The organism is Sinomicrobium endophyticum, assembly GCF_052983315.1.
The window spans coordinates 11,304-35,201 of sequence record NZ_JBRKIS010000057.1; the positions used below are offsets into that span (position 1 = coordinate 11,304).

The 23,898-nt window shown below is 45.5% G+C and carries 12 protein-coding genes; 1 reads left to right on the top strand and 11 read right to left on the bottom strand.

The window, feature by feature from the left end:
- Positions 1–68 precede the first annotated feature (68 nt).
- From secA to ACVBDU_RS21070, 6 genes are all read right to left on the bottom strand, one after another.
- Complete coding sequence (gene secA / locus ACVBDU_RS21045; protein WP_447181665.1) at positions 69–3,434, bottom strand: preprotein translocase subunit SecA; 3,366 nt, start codon at positions 3,432–3,434, stop codon at positions 69–71.
- A 391-nt stretch (positions 3,435–3,825) separates the two neighbouring features.
- The gene (locus ACVBDU_RS21050) at positions 3,826–4,047 is read right to left on the bottom strand and encodes a DUF2795 domain-containing protein (protein ID WP_112373142.1); all 222 of its coding nucleotides are present in this window, start codon (positions 4,045–4,047) and stop codon (positions 3,826–3,828) included.
- A 256-nt stretch (positions 4,048–4,303) separates the two neighbouring features.
- Positions 4,304–4,882 (bottom strand): cob(I)yrinic acid a,c-diamide adenosyltransferase, encoded by a 579-nt coding sequence (locus ACVBDU_RS21055; protein WP_447181666.1) that lies wholly within the window; start codon positions 4,880–4,882, stop codon positions 4,304–4,306.
- A 575-nt stretch (positions 4,883–5,457) separates the two neighbouring features.
- Positions 5,458–6,798, bottom strand: coding sequence for a Gfo/Idh/MocA family protein (locus tag ACVBDU_RS21060; RefSeq protein WP_447181667.1), 1,341 nt, complete (start codon positions 6,796–6,798; stop codon positions 5,458–5,460).
- Positions 6,799–7,108: 310 nt separating this feature from the next.
- On the bottom strand, positions 7,109–8,494 hold the full coding sequence (locus ACVBDU_RS21065; protein WP_447181668.1) for a 3-keto-disaccharide hydrolase: 1,386 nt from the start codon (positions 8,492–8,494) through the stop codon (positions 7,109–7,111).
- A gap of 71 nt (positions 8,495–8,565) precedes the next feature.
- Positions 8,566–9,837, bottom strand: coding sequence for a Gfo/Idh/MocA family protein (locus tag ACVBDU_RS21070; protein ID WP_447181669.1), 1,272 nt, complete (start codon positions 9,835–9,837; stop codon positions 8,566–8,568).
- Between the two features lie 648 nt (positions 9,838–10,485).
- On the opposite strand from ACVBDU_RS21070, the gene ACVBDU_RS21075 reads away from it, so the two are divergent.
- Positions 10,486–13,059: a zinc-dependent metalloprotease gene (locus tag ACVBDU_RS21075; protein ID WP_447181670.1), complete on the top strand. Its 2,574-nt coding sequence runs from the start codon at positions 10,486–10,488 to the stop codon at positions 13,057–13,059.
- A 507-nt stretch (positions 13,060–13,566) separates the two neighbouring features.
- Here ACVBDU_RS21075 and ACVBDU_RS21080 read toward each other — a convergent pair.
- From ACVBDU_RS21080 to ACVBDU_RS21100, 5 genes are all read right to left on the bottom strand, one after another.
- Complete coding sequence (locus ACVBDU_RS21080) at positions 13,567–14,982, bottom strand: TolC family protein (RefSeq protein ID WP_447181671.1); 1,416 nt, start codon at positions 14,980–14,982, stop codon at positions 13,567–13,569.
- A 47-nt stretch (positions 14,983–15,029) separates the two neighbouring features.
- Positions 15,030–15,698 (bottom strand): ABC transporter ATP-binding protein, encoded by a 669-nt coding sequence (locus tag ACVBDU_RS21085; protein WP_447181672.1) that lies wholly within the window; start codon positions 15,696–15,698, stop codon positions 15,030–15,032.
- A 168-nt stretch (positions 15,699–15,866) separates the two neighbouring features.
- A complete protein-coding gene (locus ACVBDU_RS21090; protein WP_447181673.1) occupies positions 15,867–18,278 on the bottom strand; it encodes an ABC transporter permease in 2,412 nt (803 codons plus the stop codon).
- A gap of 417 nt (positions 18,279–18,695) precedes the next feature.
- A complete protein-coding gene (locus ACVBDU_RS21095) occupies positions 18,696–21,098 on the bottom strand; it encodes an ABC transporter permease (protein WP_447181674.1) in 2,403 nt (800 codons plus the stop codon).
- A 257-nt stretch (positions 21,099–21,355) separates the two neighbouring features.
- The gene (locus ACVBDU_RS21100; protein WP_447181675.1) at positions 21,356–23,770 is read right to left on the bottom strand and encodes an ABC transporter permease; all 2,415 of its coding nucleotides are present in this window, start codon (positions 23,768–23,770) and stop codon (positions 21,356–21,358) included.
- Between the last annotated feature and the right edge of the window lie 128 nt (positions 23,771–23,898).

Below are 23,898 nucleotides of genomic sequence, written 5' to 3' on the forward strand. Positions count from 1 at the left end.
AAGTGCAAAACAGCCCGGTATGCAGATCATACCGGGCTGTTTCTTAAATGATTTTATATTGAGGGAATCTATTCCTCTTCGGCAATCACCCATTCTCCTTTTTTAAGGAGGGGCTCGGCCTGTTTGAATTTCATGGTCTGGCTTTCGCCGCTCATCACATTTTTGATGGTAACCTTGTCATTACGGCCAATTTTCGGCTTATCTCTCACTACGGTTTCGACAGTCTGCTGTTGACGTGGCCGGGCCTGTTGTCCTGCGCTGCGATGTCTTTCTGCTATTTCATCGCTATTCAGTACTTCTTCTTTGGAAGTCTGGTAATCGTCTTTTGTTTTTGTTTCCCGCGCTTCGTGGATCTTAGAACTGTCCTGTGTCGGGAGTTCTCCTTTGAACAGGAAGGTTATCACTTCTTTGTTTACACTTTCGATCATGCTTTTGAAAAGTTCAAAGGCTTCGAATTTGTATATGAGCAGCGGGTCTTTTTGTTCGTGTACGGCAAGCTGTACCGACTGTTTCAACTCGTCCATTTTACGAAGGTGTGTCTTCCAGGAATCGTCTATGATAGCCAGGGAGATATTCTTTTCAAAATCGGAGATAAGTTTTTTACCGTTACTTTCGTAGGCTTCTTTCAGGTTGGTGACTACATTAAGTGTTTTGGTACCGTCTGTAAAGGGAACTACGATGCGTTCAAACTTGTCTCCCTGGTTTTCGTAAACGTTCTTGATGACCAGGAAAGCGGTTGCCGCGTTGCGCTCTATCTTATCGTTATAATGTTTGTATGCGGTTTTGTAAATATTTGCCGTAATTTCCTGAACGGACATCTTATTGAAATCTTCTTCGGAAATCGGGGAAACCAAAGAGAAATATTTGATGAGTTCAAATTCGAAATTCTTATAGTCGCCGGCGGCTTTGTTTGCTTCTGTGATCACTTCGGAAGTATCGAATATCATATTGGCGATGTCTACTTTAAGACGCTGTCCCTGCAGGGCATGTCTACGTCTTTTGTACACTACTTCTCTTTGTGCGTTCATCACATCATCGTATTCCAGGAGGCGCTTACGTATACCAAAGTTGTTCTCTTCCACTTTTTTCTGGGCTCTCTCGATAGATTTGGTCATCATGGAGTGTTGTATGACTTCACCTTCCTTGAGTCCCATCCTGTCCATCATTTTGGCTACACGATCGGATCCGAAGAGACGCATGAGGTTATCCTCCAGGGAAACGTAGAACTGGGAACTTCCCGGGTCTCCCTGACGTCCGGAACGACCTCTGAGCTGTCTGTCTACCCTTCGGGAGTCATGGCGCTCCGTACCGATAATGGCAAGGCCTCCGGCTTTTTTCACTTCTTCGGTGAGCTTGATATCCGTACCACGACCGGCCATGTTGGTAGCTATGGTTACCACACCGGGATTTCCGGCCTCGGCTACGATATCCGCCTCTTTCTTGTGGAGTTTGGCGTTAAGTACGTTATGCGGCACTTTGCGGAGTGTCAGCATTTTACTGAGTAGCTCCGATATTTCTACGGAAGTAGTACCGATAAGGATCGGTCTCCCCGCCCGGGAGAGTTCGGTGACTTCTTCGATAACCGCGTTGTATTTTTCTCTTTTGGTCTTATAAATGAGATCTTGCCTGTCATCGCGGGCAATAGGTCTGTTGGTGGGTATTTCCACCACGTCCAGTTTATAGATTTCCCAGAATTCCCCGGCTTCCGTAACTGCGGTACCGGTCATACCGGCAAGTTTTCGGTACATACGGAAGTAGTTCTGCAGTGTTACCGAGGCAAATGTCTGGGTAGCGTCTTCGATCTTCACGTTCTCCTTGGCTTCGATCGCCTGGTGAAGCCCGTCGGAATAACGCCGTCCGTCCATGATACGACCGGTCTGTTCATCTACGATCATTACCTTGTTGTCCATAACAACATATTCCGTGTCTTTTTCAAACAGGGTGTATGCTTTCAGCAACTGGTTCATGGTGTGGATGCGTTCGCTTTTTACACCGAATTCCCTGAAGAGTTTTTCTTTCTGTTCGGCTTCTTCTTCTACCGGGAGGTTCTGGTTTTCTATCCGGGCTATTTCCATCCCTATGTCCGGCATTACAAAGAAGTCCGGATCGGTATCCCCGGAGAGGTATTCCACTCCTTTGTCGGTAAGTTCTATCTGGTTGTTCTTTTCATCGATAACAAAGAGCAATGCTTCGTCTATCTTGGGCATTTCCCGGTTGTTGTCCTGCATATAGTGATTTTCCGTCTTTTGCAGGAGCTGCTTTACACCTTCTTCACTCAGGAACTTAATAAGGGCTTTGTTTTTGGGGAGCCCCCTGTGTACACGGAGCAGCAGGAAACCTCCTTCTTTGGTGTTTCCTTCGGAAATCAGTTTTTTTGCCTCTGCCAATACACCGGTCAGGTATTGACGTTGTTTCTGTACCAGGTCGGAAACTACGGGTTTCAGTTCGTTAAACTCATGTCTGTCGCCCTGTGGCACTGGCCCGGAAATGATAAGCGGTGTCCGGGCATCGTCTACGAGGACGGAATCGACCTCATCGACAATGGCGAAATTGTGTGGACGTTGTACCAGGTCGTTCGGTGTGTGGGCCATATTGTCCCGTAGGTAATCAAAACCGAATTCGTTGTTGGTACCGTAAGTAATATCGGAGTTATACGCTTTTCTTCGCCCGTCGGAATTGGGCTGGTAATTGTCTATACAGGCTACGGAGAGTCCGTGAAATTCAAACAAAGGCCCCATCCAGGCGCTATCCCTTTTTGCCAGGTAATCGTTAACCGTTACCAGGTGTACCCCGTTCCCGGTAAGGGCATTGAGGTATACGGGTAATGTGGCGACAAGGGTTTTACCTTCACCGGTGTGCATCTCGGCTATTTTACCCTGGTGCAATGCAACGCCTCCTACCAGCTGCACATCATAATGTACCATATCCCAGGTTACTTCTTTACCGGCTGCATCCCACGAGTTTTTCCATACGGCGTTATCGCCTTCTATGGTAACGTGATCTTTGATGGCAGATAACTCCCGGTCGAAGGGACTTGCGGTTACGGTAATGGTTTCGTTGTGGGTAAACCGTTTTGCGGTTTCTTTGACTACGGCGAAAGCTTCGGGAAGTATTTCGTCGAGAGTGGCTTCGGTAGCTTTGTAAGCCTCGTCGTTGAGTTTGTCGATCTCGGCGTAGATATCTTCTTTGCGGTCTATATCGTCCGAAGAATCGGCTTCGCTTTGCAATTGTGCTATTTTTTCATCAAAAGAAGCCCTGGCTTCCCGCAAGCGGGCTTTGAAGTCTGTCGTTTTTTCCCGCAGTTCGTCGTGAGACAGAGATGATAACTGTTGTTCCAGTGATTTGATCCTATCCACTAATGGCTGTATCTCTTTGACATCCTTCTTCGCCTTATCTCCTACAAAAGCTTTGAGAACAGAATTCAGTAAACTCATAATGGTTTTGTTTTTAATTTGAAAACAGGGAGGGTTATGTACGTTTTCTCCCGTTGGGGTGCATAGTCATCACGGCCTTGCCGATCTTTCAATTAACTTTTTACAAAGCTAATGAAAAAAAACAGTGCGGCGGTGCATGGATATGCAGGGATTCGGAGGGGAAAACCGTCAGGTTTTTTAACCTCCGAATCTCTTGTTTTTCGGACTGTTTGTGGTTCGTTTATACGTCTCCAATATCTTCATTTGACGAAAACCCGCCTGCTGGCGGGCAGGATGCACTATAATCCCCGATCCCGATAATTATCGAGATAAGAAACAAAGTCCAAACAGTTTTTTATACTAATGAGCAAAAAAAAAGCCTCTTGAGAGACTTTTAGTTTGTTTTATCGTGTTAATATTCATCTTCATTCCAGAGGTAATCTTCCTCTGTAGGATAGTCCGGCCATATTTCTTCAATAGACTCATAGATCTCCCCCTCGTCCTCCATGGCTTGCAGGTTTTCCACTACCTCCAGCGGAGCTCCCGTTCTGATAGCATAGTCGATCAATTCGTCTTTTGTAGCCGGCCAAGGTGCATCACTCAGATAGGATGCAAGTTCTAATGTCCAATACATGAGCTATTCGTTTTTTATTTTTTGCAAAAATAAATTTTTAAACTAAAAAGTCAAGTTAAAACTACTTTATTTACGCATTAATTTTAAGAACGTAATGAAACGCGTGTTTTATTGTCTTTTAAGTAATAAAATACATCCTTGTTTGTGAGATCGGCAAGTTTTTCTCTTTAGCCCCGATTCCGTATTGCATACGGTGTGTTTATATCGGTATTTTCAGGATGTTGCGCTTCGGATGTTTGTCGGGAATACATGTTTTCTATTCCGGGTTTCCCTTTTCCGGGACCCATTTTATTTCCTCGGCTTTCAACGTGTGGGACAACTTTCGTGCCAACACAAAGAGATAGTCCGAAAGACGATTGAGGTAGGGGAGAAGGGTCTCTTCAAACGATTCTGTATCATATAGTTGGGTGGCCAGTCTTTCTGCCCTTCGGCAAACACAGCGGGCAATATGACAATATGACACGGTGGTATGGCCCCCGGGCAGTACAAAATGTGTCATGGGGGGGAGTTCTTCGTTCATAAGGTCCATTTCCCGTTCCAGGGCTACGATATCTTCTTCGGAGATCCGGGGAATGTCCAGGCGTTGTTTACCGCTTTTCAGTACGGCTTTTTCCGGGTCGGTGGCCAGGATGGCGCCCAGGGTGAACAACCGGTCCTGGATGTAAAGCAATACTTCCCGTTGCGAACCGGCTTCCTGGTCGCGTATCAATCCTATCCAGGAATTGAGTTCGTCGACCGTACCATAGGTTTCAATGCGGATATGGTGTTTGGGTACACGGGTACCTCCAAAAAGGGCTGTCGTGCCTTTATCCCCGGTTTTGGTATATATTTTCATGTTCTTTGCGGTTAATGTATATTACAAAGATACACAGAGATTTAAGAACGGGGTCTTCGGGGACAGGGCAAATGCATTATAAAATTATGAATAGTTCAAGGTATAGGTTTCAAATTACAGGTTACAGGTTCCAAGTTGCAGGTTGCAGGTTTCAGCTTTGGGCATGGATCCCTGAGCCCTTTGATAAATTCAGGATACCCGCCGGACGGGCAGGAACTAAAGCCGAAGGGCAGGTTTCAGTTCCATGTTCCAGTTTTTAAAGCCAAAACGGAGGTGGCTGAGTGTCCCGAACTGCGTTCGGGATGTACCGAAGCCACCGGGTTTCCAGGCTCCAGGTTTGCATTCTTGAGTGGGGGCTGCAAGGCACCTGGTCTCCCGGCCACCCCAGCAATCTCTATCCTCCCATTTCCCAAACTCCTTTACCCATGGTCACCTTATCGCATTCCCACATTCCCACATTCCCACATTTCCACATACTGTACACATGATGCGTTTGCCCTGTGCGCGGGTATTAAAAAGCCGTACCTGCAAATTTTCTGCAAATACGGCGTAGTGCGTTTTTCAAGGGATTTTCGTTACAGGTTCTGAGGTTCCCATCCGGGTTCGTATGTCCTGCCCCAGAGTTTTTTTGCTTTTTTGCTGTTGGTAATATGCCCGTTTTTCGGGTTGCATTCCAGGACTTCCCCGGTACGGTATGCCATATTGGCGAGGTGACATAACAGGGTACTTTTTGCACCTTCGTCTATAGGGGACTTTTGTTGCTCTTTTCCGCGGATGGCCTGGAAGAAATTCATGACATGTGTTGTCGAAATATCACCACCTCCTCCGAGTTGTGTTCCGGCTTCCCCGCCTTCGGAAGTACGTTCTTTTATGGGTTTGCCGTTCCGGTCATAGAGCGTATATCCTTCCCGGTCTACAAATACGGTTCCCCCGGTGCCGTAAATAATGGTTCCGCGGCCTTTACCGTATGTGTTGTACCCGTTCCGGCTTTTTCCGTCCCATTTTATGGTCTTCTGGTTGTCGAACTCGAAAGTGGCGTCCATAGTATCGTACATGCTCCATCCGTCTTCCGGCCAGTGGCGTTTTTCCGCATTGACGATTACTTTGTTAGGGAATTCTGCCTGGAGGGCCCAGCGGGCGATATCCAGTTCGTGTGTGGCATTATTTCCTGTTTCTGCCGTGCCGAAATCCCAGCCATACCAATGCCAGTTATAGTTCCAGGTGTCGTGCATGTATTCTTTCCTGGGCGATGGCCCCTGGAAAAAGTCCCAGTCCAGTCCTTCCGGAGCAGGTGCCTTTTTGGGAACGACTACTTCTCCGCGGTTGGCCGTATAAAAGGCAACGGCCAGGTACGGATTGCCTATAATACCATTGTGGATCTCACCGATGATCTCTATGCTGGGTTCGGCAGAACGCTGTTGATTACCCATCTGGACCACCCGGTTGTATTTTTTCTGATAGGCTACCAGCAATTCACCTTCTCTCGGGTTATGGCTGCACGGTTTTTCCACATAAACGTGTTTTCCGGCTTCCAGGGCACGCCAGGTTCCCGGTGCATGCCAATGGTCGGGTGTAGCATTGATGATGGCATCTACGTTTTTATCTTCCAGTACTTTAAAAATACTGTTTTCCAGTTTCGGGCTGTAATCGATATGTTCTTTAAAACGTTCTGCCGCCTTTTCGCGCTGCGATTTCATTACATCGCACAGATATAATAATTCCACATTGCTCTCTTTTCTGGCGATAGGTTCAAAAAAAGCACCGAGCCTTCTGCCCAATCCTATAACGGCTATGTTCAGGCGATCGTTGGAGCCGATGATCCGGCTGTAACTTTTGGCAGTAAAGCCCATGGTCCCCATAGTGGTAAGCCCTGCTGTTGCCAGGGCGGAATTTTTTATAAATTTTCTTCGTTCCATTATTTAGTGTTTTGAGCTGGAGGTAGCTGACTTAGAAAAAAAGCTTCTGTATACAGTTTACCTGGTTGCGGAGTTTTTGTGTGTTGTCTGAATAACTCCGTGACCTGATAACCATGGAGATGTCTGAAAAGTCTTTTAACCACTAAGATCACAAAGAATACACAAAGAGCGCAAAGTTGTAAGCGCATAATTATGATATGTTTAATACTTTGAGTGCTTTGTGCCTACTCCGAGCCCTTTGTGGTTTTTACTATTTTTGCGACTTTTTAGACGACCTCTTTCCGAACTTCCGGACTGCAAGTCCGGAGGTTTAGTCCAATTCCCTTATCCGGACATTTTTAAAACTCACTTCATCACCGTGGTCCTGTAGCAGGATATGTCCTTTTTCGGCTTCTCCGAAGTCTTTCCACTTTTCGTATTTACTTTGCGCTACCAGTTCGCGATAGGCTTCGGAGCCGCGTTGGTATTCCACTACTTTAATACCGTTGAGATAGTGCTCTACCTTGTTGTCCGGAGATACTACTACACGACCTTTGTTCCATTCTCCTACCGGTTTTACGAATCTCGGTTGCTTGTCGGCCGTGATGAGGTCGTACAGGGATGCGAGGGTACGATTACCATCTCTCCCCATTTTTGCGTCCGGATGTTTTTCATCGTCCAGTATCTGATATTCCAGCCCTATGGCAGAACCTTCATTACCTTCGGAGAGGGTGACAAAATATTTGACTCCGCTATTGGCTCCTTCCGTGATTTTAAAATCGAAAGAAAGGTCAAATGCACTGTATTCTTTTGTGGTAACAATATCTCCGGCATTGGTAGATTCACCGCCATCGGAAGCTTCTATGGTGAGTATTCCGTTATTTATGGTCCACCCGAAGTCGGGAAAACTGTCTTTATAGGCACCTACCCATCCATCGCTGTTCTTGCCGTTGAAGAGCAGTTTCCAGCCGTGTTCTTTTTCGTAACCGGAAAGCTGGTTTTTGAGATCGTTCACTACATAAACGTCTTTTTTGAACGGTGTGGGTTCCGGATTTTCCGTTTTGATGCGGATGTTTTTAAAATAGGTCTTGTTCCCTTCGTCTTTTGCTTTGTTTATACTGTGTACCTGGAGGCCTATGATGCCTTTGGTGGCCGTACTGTCAATGAGATAGGCGGTTTCCACACCATTTATCCAGGTTTTTATTTCATTTCCGATGGCCTCTATCCGGTAGGTGTTGTATTCACCAAGGCGGAATGCTTTACGGGCTTCGGGGTTAAGGGAAAGCGGGTAGAGCCATCCTCTTCTGGCTTCGTCATAGATTCCGCCGGACCATGCTCGGTCCGAGGGGTCTAATTCGGCCTGGTACCCGTATACGAGCCCTTTGCCGTCCCGTCCGTCCGGATCGTAATTACTGCGGAACTGGACACCGGAATTGCTGGACTTGTGTTCTACCTTGATGTCCAGTTCCAGGATAAAGTCACCGTATTCTTTTTCACTGATCAGGAAGGTGTTGGGACTACCGGCTTTGGCTATCCCTACAATGGCGCTGTCTTCTACGGTATATTCCGCCTGTCCTGCCACCTGTTTCCAACCGTCCAGGGTCTTTCCGTCAAAAAGATAGGTCCATCCGTCCGGAGGGGTCTTTTTTTCGGGTGCACATTGTGTGAAGCAGAAAGTAGTTGTGGCAGCTAAGACGAGGATACTTAGTATTCGCATGTTTTTAAATAGGTTTGATGGTTAATAAATATAAGCAGGTGTTAAAGTTTGTGGTTGTTTATGTTTTTTCGTCAGCCTTCGCCGGATTTTTTCCCCCGGTGGCTTCCGGCTGTTCTTTTATTGGTGCTGTCCGGAGAAAGGTTGTATTCCGGTTTCCATTTCCTGATATCCCCGCTGTATATGGAAGCATTGGCCAGAGCTACACAAATGGCCGTGGTACCCCCGGTGTATACATTGGAATCGGGGAGGGTATTTTCGGAAATGGCTTTATAAAAATCTTCAAAGGCGTAATAGCTTCCGTCTTTGAGTTTTGAATCTGTCAGACGTATACCTTTTTTATCATCGTTCCAGGTGAGTTTGGTAGCACCGCTTACACCGTCCACTTCTTCGAGTTCCTGTCTGGTTTCCGGTTCGGGATAAAAGATACCGTCGTTGACGAGGAGCGATATCATTCCCCTGGAGCCTTTGATACGGAAAGAGTAGCCATCGTGCTGGTTGGAACAGGTAGCGCCGAAGTTACCTATCATTCCTTCCTTTTCGTAACGGACGTTTACCTGTACGTTATCGTAGGTTTCGCGGCCGTCTTTATAACGGTCTATACCTCCCGTGCCGTAAATGGTATCGGGCAGGCAGTCAAAGGCCCAGTGTATAAAATCCATCTGGTGGGAGAGGAGTTCGGCCGGTAATCCGCCGGAATATTCCCTGTACATCCGCCAGTTGATCTTTCTTTCCAGTTTGGGATCGGGAACGGGCCTGCGCCAGTTCCAGTTACGGTCCCACCGGGCATCTATCTGGGTAACTTTGCCAAGATAGCCCTCCCGTATCATGTTACGTACTTTATAATAGAGGGGAGAGTAACGGTATTGGTGACCTATCTGAAGTGTTTGCCGGGGATGGTTTTTGGCAATCCTGGCCAGGTCTATGGCCTGATCGGTAGTGAAAGCCATCGCCTTTTCCAGCAGTACATGTTTTCCCGCTTCGAGCGCATTCCTGGCAATTTGGTAATGTGTATTCAACGGGGTGGCAATGATCACCGCATCTATGTGTTTATTGTCGAGCAGTTCGCGATAATCCCTGTACAGTTTAACTTTATTCGTGTCTGCCATTTTACGGGCACGGGCTATACGCATATCCAGCGGATCGCACAAAGCGGTGACTTCAAATTTATCGGGGAAGTCCCGGAGAACGCCAAACAGGCCACTGCCCCGATCGCCGAACCCTATAATTCCTATGCGGTATACCCGGTCGTTCCCGGTGCCGGTCATGCCTGGCAGAACAGCTCCGGAAAATAAAAGAGCTCCCGTGCCCAGGGTACTGTTTTTTATAAAATTTCGTCGGTTCAAAACTTGATAATATTTTACGGAATCGATTGCATTAAAAATGCATCGGATCAATGAAATTCGCATAAAAGTAAATATTTTTTTATAAAGAGGAGAAAGGAGTTCGATGTTTATTGTTAAATAACAAAAAAAGGGTTGATTTTGTTATTTCCGGGTTTTTCCGGATATAAAAATCCGGAAACCGGCGAAAATCTTGTGATTTAGAGGGATAGCCAAAGAAAACCGGGTTTTCCCGAAGCAAAGAAAATGAGCGTTAATTTTATTTTAAAGGCAGCATATATCCGGGGTAGTCAATTGTTTGTCCGTATTTTTTTTCTTAGCTTTATTGGAAAATTGTATTTACCGCTTTATTTGTGTGTGTTTTTCCGGGACATGGATTCTCAGTTGATCTGTTACGTGATTTCGGAAAACGTGATCCCGGAGCAATTATCCGGGGAATGGTATTTTGCAGCCTTCCGATAATCCCGATAGTTCGGAAGGGAAAAAGTTTAAACGAGTTCGCCGTTAAAAAGTGCTTATTTACGATAATAGCCCAGGGTGTTATCCTCTGTTCGGAGCATAAGGGATAGCTTCTTTATCCCGGGATCAGAAATAAAGGTATATAAACCTCCTGACCGTAAATCCTAATCAAAAAAAACAAAAACGGAGACTATGAAAAAGTATTTGATCGGATTTTTAGGGCTATTGTGTCTTACCAGTTCTTGTGGTATTTTGGGTAAAAAGGGCGGTGCACTCCGTTCTTCCGGAGATGCCTATACCTTTACGGAAACGAAACCTTACGACAAGATCATATCCAAAGAAGCGGTCAGCAGCAAAGGACTGGTAGATGTTCACCGGGTAGAAGACAAGTATTATTTTGAGATCCCGGACAGTTTACTGCAAAGAGAGATGCTTGTAGTGAGCAGGTTTATCAAAACTCCGGCCGGGGCAACTAACTACGGGGGAGAAGAGATAGGGGAAAAGACCATTTGGTTTGAAAAAGGACCTTCCAATAAAATATTCCTGCGTATCCAAACCCTGGTGAGCCAGGCCAATGAAGAGGATGCTATTTCCAAAGCGGTTACGAGTTCCAATGCCACTCCCATCCTTGAAGCCTTCGATATTAAGGCCGTAAATGAAAAAAATGGTGCTTATGTCATTGATGTTACGGATTTTATAAATAGCGAAAACCCATTACTCAGTCTTACGGAAAAACAAAAAAAGGATTTTAATCTCACTTCGCTGGAAAGGGATAAATCCTATATCCGGACCATAAATACCTATCCTATAAATACGGAGATAAAGACCGTAAAAACATATAAAGCAAGAATATCCGAAGACAAGAGCAAGAACCTTCCGGCTGCGATCCTCTCGGGAGTGGTTACGGTAGAGATAAACAATTCCATAGTATTGCTGCCGAAAGTCCCCATGAAAAAGCGTTATTACGATCCCAGGGTGGGATATTTTGCCAGTTCTTACTGGGAATACGGGGACGATCAGCAACGGGCGGACCGCAATATATATATTCACCGGTGGAGACTGGAGCCCAGAGAAGAAGATATTCTCAAATGGGAACAGGGAGAAACGGTAGAACCCAAAAAGCCCATTGTGTTTTATATAGACCCTGCAACGCCCGAAAAATGGCGATCTTACCTTATTCAGGGGATTAACGACTGGCAAAAGGCTTTTGAACAGGCGGGATTTAAGAATGCCATCGTAGGAAAAGAATGGCCTGTGGATAATGACAGTATGAGCCTGGAAGACGCGAGATTTTCCGTACTCCGCTATTTTGCCTCACCGGCAAAGAATGCTTACGGACCCAATATCGTGGATCCCCGTAGCGGTGAGATCATGGAAAGTCATATAGGCTGGTATCACAATGTTATGAACCTGCTGCACAATTGGTATATGGTTCAGGCCGGGGCGATTGATCCCCGTGCGCGAAAGATGGAGTTTGAAGATGACCTCATGGGGCAGCTTATCCGTTTTGTAGCTTCGCATGAAGTAGGTCATACTCTCGGATTACGGCATAACATGGGAGCCAGTTATGCCACGCCGGTAGAAAAACTGAGAGACAGCGCCTGGCTGGAAAAACACGGACACACAAGTTCTATTATGGACTATGCCCGTTTCAATTACGTCGCCCAGCCGGAAGACAGCATATCCCTTAACGGATTGATGCCGAGGATAGGAGATTATGACAAATGGGCAATACAATGGGGATATTCCCTTTTTCCGGGACAAAAATCCGTAAAGGAGGAAAAAGAAATTTTGAGTAAATGGGCTACGGACAGCATAGCGGCAAATCCCCGACTGTGGTTCGGAGGTGAGGGGAGAGACTTTGACCCGAGGTCCCAGTCGGAAGACCTGGGGAACAATGCCATCATAGCCGGTTTTTACGGGATAAAGAACCTGCAGCGTATAGTGCCACAGCTGATACGGTGGACCAGTGAGAACGAAAGTGACAACTATGACAATCTCAAAGAAGTTTATGACGCGGTCTTAAGACAGTACAACAAATATATTTCTCATACGCTTAAGAATATCGGGGGCCTTTATGTTACACCCAAGACTGTTGGAGATGAAGGAGATGTTTACAGGCCCGTTCCGAAAGAAATGCAAAAGGAAGCCCTTGCCTTTGTAGACACATATGTTTTTCATGAGCCGTCGTGGTTGTTGTACAGAGATATTCTCAATAAAATAGAAGCACCGTTGTCTAAGAAAGATCTTTCACAGACCATGGAAGGGGTAATGACCACATTGCTGGGAGGTAGCAGGCTCAGCCGGATGGAATTTATTGCCGACAGGTACCAGTATGAGGAACCGTATACTCCCGAAGAATTTGTAGAAGAAGTAAACAAACTCGTTTGGAAAGAACTGGATTTTAATGCACCGATAAATGCTTACCGCAGAAGCCTTCAGAAAGCTTATGTAGCCAATATGCTTACCTTGTACAATCCCAAGGAGCCGCAAGGTGGTTTTATCGATGCTCTCCTTGCCAAATTATCCGAAGGGAGGACCCTGCACACGGATGTAAGGGCCATAGCCCTGGATAACCTCATAACCCTGGAAGGCAGGTTACGAACAAGTATTCCCTTTACCCGCGATGCCATGACCAGGATACACCTGCAATTTCTCTACAAACAAATAGAAGATGTCATCGGGGAGGACAAATTCCCGAAAAAGATCTACTCGCCTCTGGATAATAAAATGTCCATACAACAGGATGATAAAGGGAATTTCTAGGAGTGTTTTTTACGCCCGGAATTTAGTTAGTATATAATAAAAATTGTTTTAACCGGGTTTCCTGGAAAATCAGTTTTACCCCTCTCGATAATCCCGATAATTCGGGAGAAGAGGGGGGGACCGCTTTGCGGGACGGGGAGTTTTGACCCGCCCGGACTTTGGCGTGTTTGCCTTAACGTTTGGGATTACCCCTATGGTTTGGGCTTTCAAAACCCTCCACCCGTTGCTTCGCTCGGGTACCTCCCTCCTCCTTCGGCGGACAAGATTCATCACAAGGGAGGAGCTTGTATGTTTTTCTAATAAAATATAGAATACACCTCTTTTTCAGTCTATTACAGTACTAACTAAATGACATTGCCCTGAAGGGAGCTTAGTCGAAATGGCTGGAGTTAAATTGATTTTCGGGAAACCCGCTTAAAACAATTTTTGCATATACTAAAATCTTGAATTCAAACAGGTGCCGGGAGAACAGGTAGAAGGTTAAGGCGTATCGTATGAGTAATTCTTTTATATCCCCCGGTAGTATTCCAGTACCCGCAGCCTGAGCAGGTATTCGTATTTTGCGTTGGCCAGTCCTATCCTGGCATTATCCATATTGTTTTTGCTCGTAATATATTCTACAATATTGGATACGCCGTTGTTAAACCGCACTTCATTAACGCGGAAGGACTCTTCATAAGCTTTTACCTGGCCGGTAAGGACGTGATAGCGGTCAAAAGCGGACTGCATATCCAGGTGTGCCTGTTCAATGGCTTGTCTGAGTTGCAGCCTGGTATTTTCCAGGTCTATACGGGATTCCTCCATTTTTATTTTTTCCAGGGCCACGTTATTCCTGGCACGGAACCCGTTAAAAAGAGGAATATTTACGGACAGTCCTATGGCAGTGCTGAGGTTGTTGTTAAACTGGTCTTCGTAACTTATAGATTCTCCCACATGATGTGTCTCTTCCCGTAGCACCGGGTAATCCTGTCCGTCAACGGAAACAAAATCCCCGGTTTCCTCGATGGATGTGCCGGTTTCATTCAGGAATTCTGCAGCGCTGGAATAGTTGGTATTCAGTTCGCCGAATACCGAGATCGTGGGGATGTAGCCTGCCCGGGCCACTTTTACCCCGTTTTTGGCAGCATCCATGCGGAGTTCCTTTGCTTTGAAAGTAGCCAGGTTGGCCAGGGCGTCTGCCAATACTTCTTCGGCAGACAACGGATATTGTTGCATGGTATCCGCAGTCTCTATTCCGGCAAAAGTGATATTCGCCTTATTTTCCATATTCAATAACTGATAAAGATTGAGGACAGCGGCTTTGAGACTGTTTTCGGCCTGTATGGCCGTAGTTTTGTCCAGGGCGAGTTGTCCCTGCATATCGGTGAAGTCTGCAGGGTTCCCGGAGCCTTCATTATAAAGGGAACCAAGTCTTTGTAATTGTTGTTCGGTAGTTTCCATTCTTGTTTTGGCTTGCTTGAGAAGTTCCCTGTTATTCAATATTTGAAGGTAAGCGAGGGTAACGTCCAGTACCAGGTTCTGGCGCGCTTCCTGAACTTCCATTTCGGAGGCCTGCAGGTTGTAGCGATTTTGCCGGATGGTATTGAGCAGCCGGAATCCGTTAAAGACCGTGAGGTTCAGCTGAAGTCCCGCGTTGGAAAAGGTCAGTCGCTGGTCCAGGTAGCTATTGGTATACGGGTCTATGCTCCGGCCATTGGTAACTCCCAGGTTGTAGCTGGCATTGGCATTGGGCAGGATATTGAACCTGGATTGCCGGTAATTTACCCTGGAGGTATTCGCTTTCAGGTGCGAACTCTTCAGGTCCAGGTTGTTCCGGAAAGCGGTTTCTATACAGTATTCCAGGGTTACGGGTTCCGTATTTTCCTGTCCGTAACCGGATAAGCATGCCATAAGACATAATGCAGTAATATATTTGGCTGACATAATTCTTCTTTCTTTATATTCTCCGGGAAAATAATTTGCCGGCAGTTTTACGAGCTGATCTTTCTTCCGTCCAGCAATTCGATGATCCTCGATCCGTATGCGGCATTTTTCTCGGAGTGGGTAACCTGGATAATGGTAACTCCTTCGTCATTAAGCTGTTCGAAGAGTTCCATGATCTCCTCACCCTGTCTGGAGTTGAGATTGCCGGTGGGTTCATCCGCAAGAATGAGCTTGGGTTTGGAGATAAGTGCCCTGGCAATACCTACCAGTTGCTGTTGTCCGCCGCTCAGTTGCTCCGGGAACAGGTCTTTTTTACCTACGATATTAAATCTGTCCAGCATATCGGCAACCAATGCTTTGCGCTCCCCCGATTTGAATTTTTTGTACAGTAATGGGGTCTCTATGTTTTCATACACGGTGAGTTCATCGATAAGATGATAAGCCTGGAATACAAAGCCGATATATTCTTTATAAAGGTTGGCCCGGTGTTTTTCTTTCAGTTGATGAACGGACTCATCCATAAAATGATATTCTCCTTCATTAAAACCATCCAGCATTCCTATAACGTTGAGCAAGGTGGTCTTACCCGATCCGGAAGGTCCCATGATAGAAATAAATTCTCCTTCTGCCACGGTAAGGTTTATATCTTTTAACAGGAAGGTCCTTTGCCCCCCGGAGTTTACCCATTTAAAAATGTTGTTGAGTTGTAGTAGCATTTTTTAGTTTTAATTGTTAGTGGTTACAGGTTTGTTGAAAAGTACGAAGCCGGAAGCACGAAGCCCGAAGTATGGGAGTTCGGAGTCTTGTAGTCTCTTTGTCTCCCGGTCTCTCGGTCTCCCCATCTTGTAATCTCCATTTTCAAATTTTCTCATTATCAAATTAACTTATTCTGTTTTTAATGACTTTACCGGGTTTTCCAGTGCTGCCTTTATACTTCTGAAGCTGATGGTTATTACGGCGATGAGCATAGTAATAAACGCTGCGAGGACAAATATCCACCATGCAATGTTAGTGCGATAGGAAAAATCCCGGAGCCACCTGTCCATGAAATAGTACCCGATTGGAAATGCAATGACAAAGGACAGCAATATAAGTTTTAAAAAATCTTTGGAAAGCAAGGCAACGATTTGCGGTACGGTAGATCCCAGTACTTTTCGTATTCCTATTTCCTTGAGCCGCTGTTCCGTGGTAAAGGTAACCAGGCCGAACAATCCCAGGCAGGCCACAAATATGGTCAGTATGGCGAATATCCGGAGAATATCTCCCATTTTTTGTTCTGCGCGATAGGTTTCCCGGAAGGAATCGTCAAGGATAGCATAGGTAAAAGGTTCCCCGGAATCAAATGTGTTCCAGGTGCCCCGTATACTTTCAATGAGCCCGGACATGTCTGCAACAGTAGTTCTCAGTATGAGTCCGCCATATGGATTGTTTCTTAAAATAAGCGGGGCTATCCGCTGGTGAAGCGATTTGAAATGAAAATCCTTAACGACCCCGATAACCGTTAGTTCTTCACCACCGTTATCCGTATCCTTTACCAGGGTCTTTCCGATAGGATCATCTTTGAACCCCAGTATTTCCATTGCTGTTTCGTTGATGATGACTTTGAGAGAGTCTCTTCCGAAATCTTCCGAAAAGTTCCTTCCGGCAACCAGTTCCATTCCCATGACAGGAAGGTAGTTTTCATCTACATCGTAATAAAACATACGCCTTTGATAATTTCCATCCAGAAAAACACCGGACATACTATTATTGGACGGTCCTGCCGGAAGATAGGCAGATGTGGTTATATGCTGTACTCTCGGATCTTTCAGAATTTCATTTTTAAAAGCGGTTTCGTTATTTCCCAACAGGTAAGCATCTTTTAAAACCAGGATTTGTTCCCTGTCGTAGCCTATGTTTTTATGCTGAATATACGACATCTGCCTTCCAACGACCAGCGTGGCAAAAATAAGTCCGGCTGAGACGACAAACTGGAAAACTACAAGTCCGTTACGCAGGTTTTTAGTTCCTTTTCCTGTAAAAAATTTGCTCTTCAACGCATTTATCGGGGCAAAGGAGGAAAGGACAAAAGCCGGGTAAGCCCCGGCAGCGATGCTTATCCCTGTAATCATGACCAGCAGGAAGAACCATACCCGGTATTGTAGCAGGAAAGACAAGCCGATCGCTTTTCCCGACAGGTTATTGAACAGGGGCAGGACAAGGATTACTACAAGGATACCAATACCTGCGGCAATACAGGTAGCTATAAAAGATTCCGTCAGAAACTGGTATACCAGTTGTCTTTTTTCGGAACCCAGTACTTTCCGTATCCCTACTTCTTTGGCCCTTTTGGCAGCGGTTGCTGTGGACAGGTTCATAAAATTAATACAAGCAATGCACAGCATAAAAATGCCGACGGCGCCAAAGATATAAATGTATTTGATATCGCCGCCCTGTTCCAGTTCGCTGGCACTGGCAAAATCCGAATTCAGGTGTATTTCGGTGAGGGGTTGCAGGAATAACCCGATTTGATTGTCTTTAGTAAAATCGGCAAACGACATCCCGATCTCGTCTTTGAGCTGTGGCCCCATATGGTTTTCCACGACGGAAGGTAATTTCTTTTCCACCGATCGGATGTCTGCATCCTTATTCAGAAGCAGGTAAGTGAAAAAATCCGATTTGGTCCAGGAGGTCCCTTTGGCCGGGGCATATCCGAGCATGGAGGCGAACATATCGAAGTGAAAATGTGAATTTTCGGGAACGTTTTCTATAATAGCAGTTACCCGGAAAGGCTCGCGATCTTCACCTACAAACAATTCTTTTCCTATGGGGTCTGTGTCTCCGAAATATTTATGTGCTTCATCACGTGTAAGCACAATGCTGTTCGGTTCCCCCAATGGGTTTTTGGCATTGCCCCGAACAACCGGGAGCGTGAAAATTTCAAAAAAATCAGGGTCTGCATAGGCAAAGCGACTGTTCCGGTAAACGGTGTTTTCATAGCTTATTTTCGGGGTGCCTATCCTTCGTATGCGCGTGGCATCGGTCACTTCGGGAAATTCTTCTTTCAGGGTCTGCGCTACGGGGGCCATGACCACCGCTTCCTTCATTATTTCTCCGCCGACCTTTCCCCTGAAAACTACCCGTGCTATGCGATCCGATTTTTCATTGAATTTGTCGTAACTCAGTTCTTCTGTGATAAAAAGGGCCAGGAGCAGGCAGGAAGTTATTCCTATGGCGAGCCCCAGGATGTTCAGCAAAAACACCCCTTTGTTTTTCAGGATATTTCTCCAGGCTATTTTGAAATTATTTTTGATCATGTATTTCAGGTTTCATTTCGTTTCCGACAATTTAGTAAAACAAACCTTTTTAGTTGTGAACTGAAATATACAGTAACCAGGCCAAAAGAATAAGGTGTTTGTTATCAGTGTATTGTGTTTTTGTGGAATTTGAATACTGTCCGATATCGAACATTTGGTGTTCAGATATGGGCAGTTTTGATCGTATGGGGTGTTGACAGGCCCTGGTTACTTTTCGGCCCTGTCCTGGTACCGAAGGAACATGCCTGTACGGTATTAAATCTAAAAGATCGTCTTAGTGGTATACCCATACTCATTGTTCCCGGAATTCTAAAGCCTTGCTACCACCTCAATACCCGTATACCAGGAGAATTGATATCCATACGTCCTCCAATATCGCAATGAGGTACATTATTATCCGGATAATAATACCTGCCATTACTCTGCCTTTAAGGTTTTTACAGGATTGAGCATGGCGGCCTTTACGGACTGGAAGCTAACTGTAATGAGTGTTATCACCACGGCAATGAGGGCGGTTATCACGAACATCCACCATTGTATTTCTATCCGGTAAACGAAGTCCAGAAGCCAGGAGTCCATGGCCCACCAGGCTAAAGGTGAAGCTATGAGAAAAGCCAACAACACCAATTTTATGAAATGAAGGGATAGCAAACGGGCAATATTCGCTATAGGAGCGCCCAGTACTTTTCGTATCCCGATCTCCCTGGTGCGTTGTTTGATGGTATAGGCCGACAGGCCGAACAGTCCCAGGCAGGCGAGTAAAATGGTAATTGTTGAAAAGATACCCAGTATTTTTCCCATTCTTATCTCGTCGGTATAAAGGTTGGTGAACGCTTCGTCCATAAACCGATAGTCAAAGGGCCTGTGGGGTACAATCTCACTCCATTTGCCCTCTAAAAAAGCAATGGTTCCCGCAAGATCATGGCCGGAGGTCTTGACGATAAGATGGCTGCTCCAGGTGTCGGGGAAAAGTACCAGAGGTTTTATAGGGGTATGCATAGAGGCAAAATGAAAGTCTTTTACCACTCCTTTAACTTCACCGTCCCTGTAATGTAAGGTCATCTTTTTTCCTACGGCTTCCTCCGGGGTCCACCCCAATGCAGCGGCGGCAGACTGGTTTAAAATAAAGTGATAATAGTTCTTGTCATGATCTTCATACGATACATCCCGGATATCCTGTTCGGTCAGGTCCCGGCCGGCTATCAGCTTCAGATCACAGGCCCGGACGTATTCTTCGTCTATGACATTAGCTGTTGTCATTAAGGATTGCTCGGGTGTCATGGTGCCGGTCCACATACTGTAACCGCCAATAATCTGTGTAGGCAGTTCACCGGCCCTGGATACGGCCCGGATATTTGGGTTTTGCTTTAATTCTTTTTTGATAAGGTCCATTTTTTCCGTGATCTTACCGTCCAGGGGTAATATCAACACGTGCTCCCTGTCATATCCCAGTTCTTTGTTCCGGATATAGTGCAACTGGCTTTGCATGACCAGGGTAGCGATAATAAGAAAAGCGGAAATCCCGAACTGGAATACCGTCAGTGATCCCTTGAGCCAGTTTCCTGAAGCGGAACGGTGAAATGTCCCTTTCAGCACCTTGACAGGTTTAAAACGAGACAGTACAAAGGCCGGATAGCTGCCTGCCAGGAGAGAAATACAAAGCAGTATTCCCAGCATCCCGGAAAGTATTCCCGGCCGGAAGACATCCGAGAGGGGCAGGGACCTTCCGATAAGACCATTGAATGCAGGAAGTATTAATAAGGTGAGGGCAATACTTAGAAACAAGGCAAAAGCCGTAAGCAGGGCGGATTCGCTGATAAATTGCCAGAAGACCTGTTGTCGATAAGCCCCCGCAACTTTGCGGATGCCGACTTCCCTCGCGCGTTCAAGCGAGCGTGCGGTGCTGAGGTTGATATAAGTAAAACACGCAATAACCAGGATGAGCAATGCAACACATCCTGAAATATACAGATATTGGATATTGCTGTTCGGTTCGAAACCGTCGTAGGGCGAATACAGGTGTACACGGGTATAGGGTTCCAGTACGTAATTGACATAAGAACCGTCGTTATCTTCTTCCGTGGCCATTTCCCTTTTCATAAACGGACCTATTTTAGGTTGGAGGGAGGCTATGGACTCCCGGTTTTTCAGTAAGAGGTAGGTAGTGAAATTGGCACTCCAGTATGTTTCTTCAGCCCGTGCTTCCCGACGACTGGAAAAGGAGGCGAGCAGATCGAATTTGATCTGGGAATTTGGCGGGCAATCCTCGGCCACTCCTGTTACCAGGAAATTGGTTTGTTCAGATCCGATCTGTATAGTTTTACCTATAGGAGGGGCATTTCCGAAATACTTTTTGGCCGTAGAGGCAGAAAGTACCACCTTGTAGGGAGCATCCAATACGTTTTTTGGGGTCCCTTTGAGCAGGGGAAATGAGAATATATCGAAAAAGGCCGAATCGGCATACAGGAAGCGATCTTCTTCATATACATGCTCCCCGGTTTTGACCAGGGTAGAACCCTTATACATACGAACACCGTTCTCCACTTCGGGAAAATTGTTTTTAAAGGAAGACAGGACCTTGGTACCTGTAAAATTCCCTTTTTTTATATCATCATCCCCGGTATGGCCGTATTCCATAATAACACGTACGATCCGGTCGCCTTTTTCCTGAAATTTATCGTAACTCAGTTCGTGTTGTATGTACAGGATCATCAACAGACAGCAGGTAATACCGGTAACCAGGCCGATAATGTGGATAGCGGAAACCGATTTGTTTTTCCAGAGGTTCCGGAAGGCTATTTTAAGATAGTTTTTGATCATAATAGTTCTTAGTTGTTTAGTTCGGAGTTTTGGAGGGGGGCCTACTTTCCGAACGTTTGTTTATAATTTCACCGGGGCTTCGGTACATCCCGAACAGAGTTCGGGACACTCAGCCGCCTTTGTTCTGGCTTGTAAAAACGCCCTTTGGCTGTGCTCAGGGACCCGGAACTTGCAACCTGTAACTTTTTTCAACCTGCACCCCTTTGTGAAACTCTGAGTTTCCTTTGTGCATCCTGTGTCATAACTTTCGAACTTCATCACTCTGTTTTTAACGATTCCACCGGGTTTGCCATAGCGGCCCGGATGGTACGGATACTCAGGGTGACAAATGCAATCAATATGGTAATTACTCCGGCAAGCACAAAAAACCAGATGCTGAGATTTATGCGGTAAGAGTAATTTTGCAACCATTGATGCATTAACCACCAGGCTATCGGTGCAGCGATCAGGAAGGCTGCGATCACCAGCCTGATAAAATCCTTACTCAGAAGGATAGTTATGGAGAATATGCTTGCTCCTACTACTTTTCGGATTCCAACCTCTTTGGTCCGCTGGGCTATGGTAAGCAGGGAAATGGCAAAAATACCCATGCAGCTTAAGAGAATGGCAATAATAGATCCGCTGGTAATAAGAGTAGTCATGGTTTTCTCTCTATCCAGGGTCCTGTTTATGTTTTCGTCGAGATAGGAACCGAGAAATTCGGCATTGGGTTCTGTTTTTTTCCAGGCTTCTTTTACTACAGACAGTGATTGTGCCAGGTTATCCGAATTAACTTTTATATAGGCATAGTCCAATCGCTTGTTGCGATTGAGAAACAAAGTAATAGGTTCAATGGCCTGGTCGAGATCCCTGAAATGGAAATCCTTTATAATTCCTACTACCGTGTGCTGTACGGAATCCAATAGGTTAAGCGGAGTGTTCAGTACATTTTGTCCTCCCAGTTCTTTTGCCAGGGATTCGTTAATGATCACTGATAAGCTATCACGGGAGAAGTTCCTGTCAAAAGATCTGCCGGCAACCAGGGAAATTCCCAATGTTTTCAGGTAATCGTAATCAACGACCAGCAAATTGGTATTGACTTCTTTTCCTTTGTAATCGAAATCAAATGCGCTTGTACCCCTGCTGCCATCCCTTCCAAGTCCCAGGTTGTTATCGGCAGCAGTAATGCTTTGTATTCCGGGGATCGGTTGTAGTTCATTTCTGAGAAGACCGAGTACGAGTTGAGAATCCTTTTTTCCGTTCAAGGGGAGAGAAATGACCTGCTCTTTATTAAACCCGAGGTCCTTTCCCTGCATGTATTGCAGTTGATTATATAAGGTTATGGTACAGCTTATTAATAGGATGGCAATACTGAACTGTACAATAACCAGCAGGTTCCTCAAGCGGTTTTTACCCTGAATTTTCAATGTACCTTTCAGGGTTTGTACGGTATTGAGTTTGCTGAGACGGAAGGCAGGATACCCTCCTGCAAGCAGGGTAACTGCTAATAGTACAATGAAAGTCCCCAACAGGAATACCGGGGTGTTCATATCGGAAAAAACAGCTCCCGTACGGAAAAGTCTTTTAAAACCGGGAAGCAGGGCTTTACTGAGAAGTATTCCTGTTCCGATCGAAATTGCGAATACGATGATGCTTTCACACCAGAATTGAAAAAACAACTGCTTCTTTGCGGCTCCCAATGTTTTTCTTACCCCGATCTCCCGAAGCCTTTTTATGTTGGTACCGACACTCATATTGATAAAATTCACACAAGCGATAAAAAGGATAAGTAATGAAATGCCAATAATCAGGTAAGGAAGGGTCTTGCCGGCTGTAATCCGCCCGTTTATTTGACGTATAAAGTGCCAGTCTTTAAAAGGAAACAAGTTCATTTGAATATATTGTCCGTTGACATCTGCCTGTGCTCCGTCGCGTTTATCTTTTTTAATGTCGTCCTCAAAATACCGATTACTAAATACCCGGGTGTTCTTTTCGAATGTTTCTACCGAGACCCCTTCCTGCAGCGTAAGAAAGACCTCGTGATTGCGATAGTCCCATTGTCCTTTTTGACGATTGTATGCGGGATTATTAACAAAATTGACAATAATATCGAAATGGAAACTGCTTTGTCTCGGAATATCTTCAAGTACCGTAGCTACGGTAAAGGGAGTCTCTACTCCGTTGAGCATTAACATTATATTTTTGCCTATGGCCGTATCCTCCCCGAACATGATTTTTGCCATTTTTTGCGTAAGGATTACATTCTGACCCGATTGAAGTGCCTGACGGGCATCTCCTGCAATGGAAGGGAAAGAGAAGATAGAAAAGAAATCGGGATCTGTATAAAGAACATCGAGATCAATCTCCTTTTCCCCGAATGTCCCGATTACACCGGACTGCAAACGCCTTGTGATATGGGCTATCCCCGGAATTTCCTCCTTTAGCGCCGAAGTGAGGGGTTCCGGATTGGATATAACGCTCTCAGGTCCTTTCGGTGTATGTTCCGTGTGATAGAGAAGATAGGTATGGTCCAGATTTTTATGAAAACTGTCAAAATTCAGATGAAAAATGGCTGTCATGCTCAAAAGTATGGCAATGGCAAAAGCAATGGATAGCCCCACAGTGTTTAATACGGTAAACATTCTGTGCTTCCAAAGGTTCCGGAATGCTATTTTGAGATAGTTTTTGATCATGGTTTTTTAGTTGTTAGTTCGGAGTTTTGGAGTGTTGTTTTTCTAATTTTCGAACGTTTGTTTATAATTTGGCCGGGGCTTCGATACATCCCGAACAGAGTTCGGGACACTCAACCACCTTTGTTTTG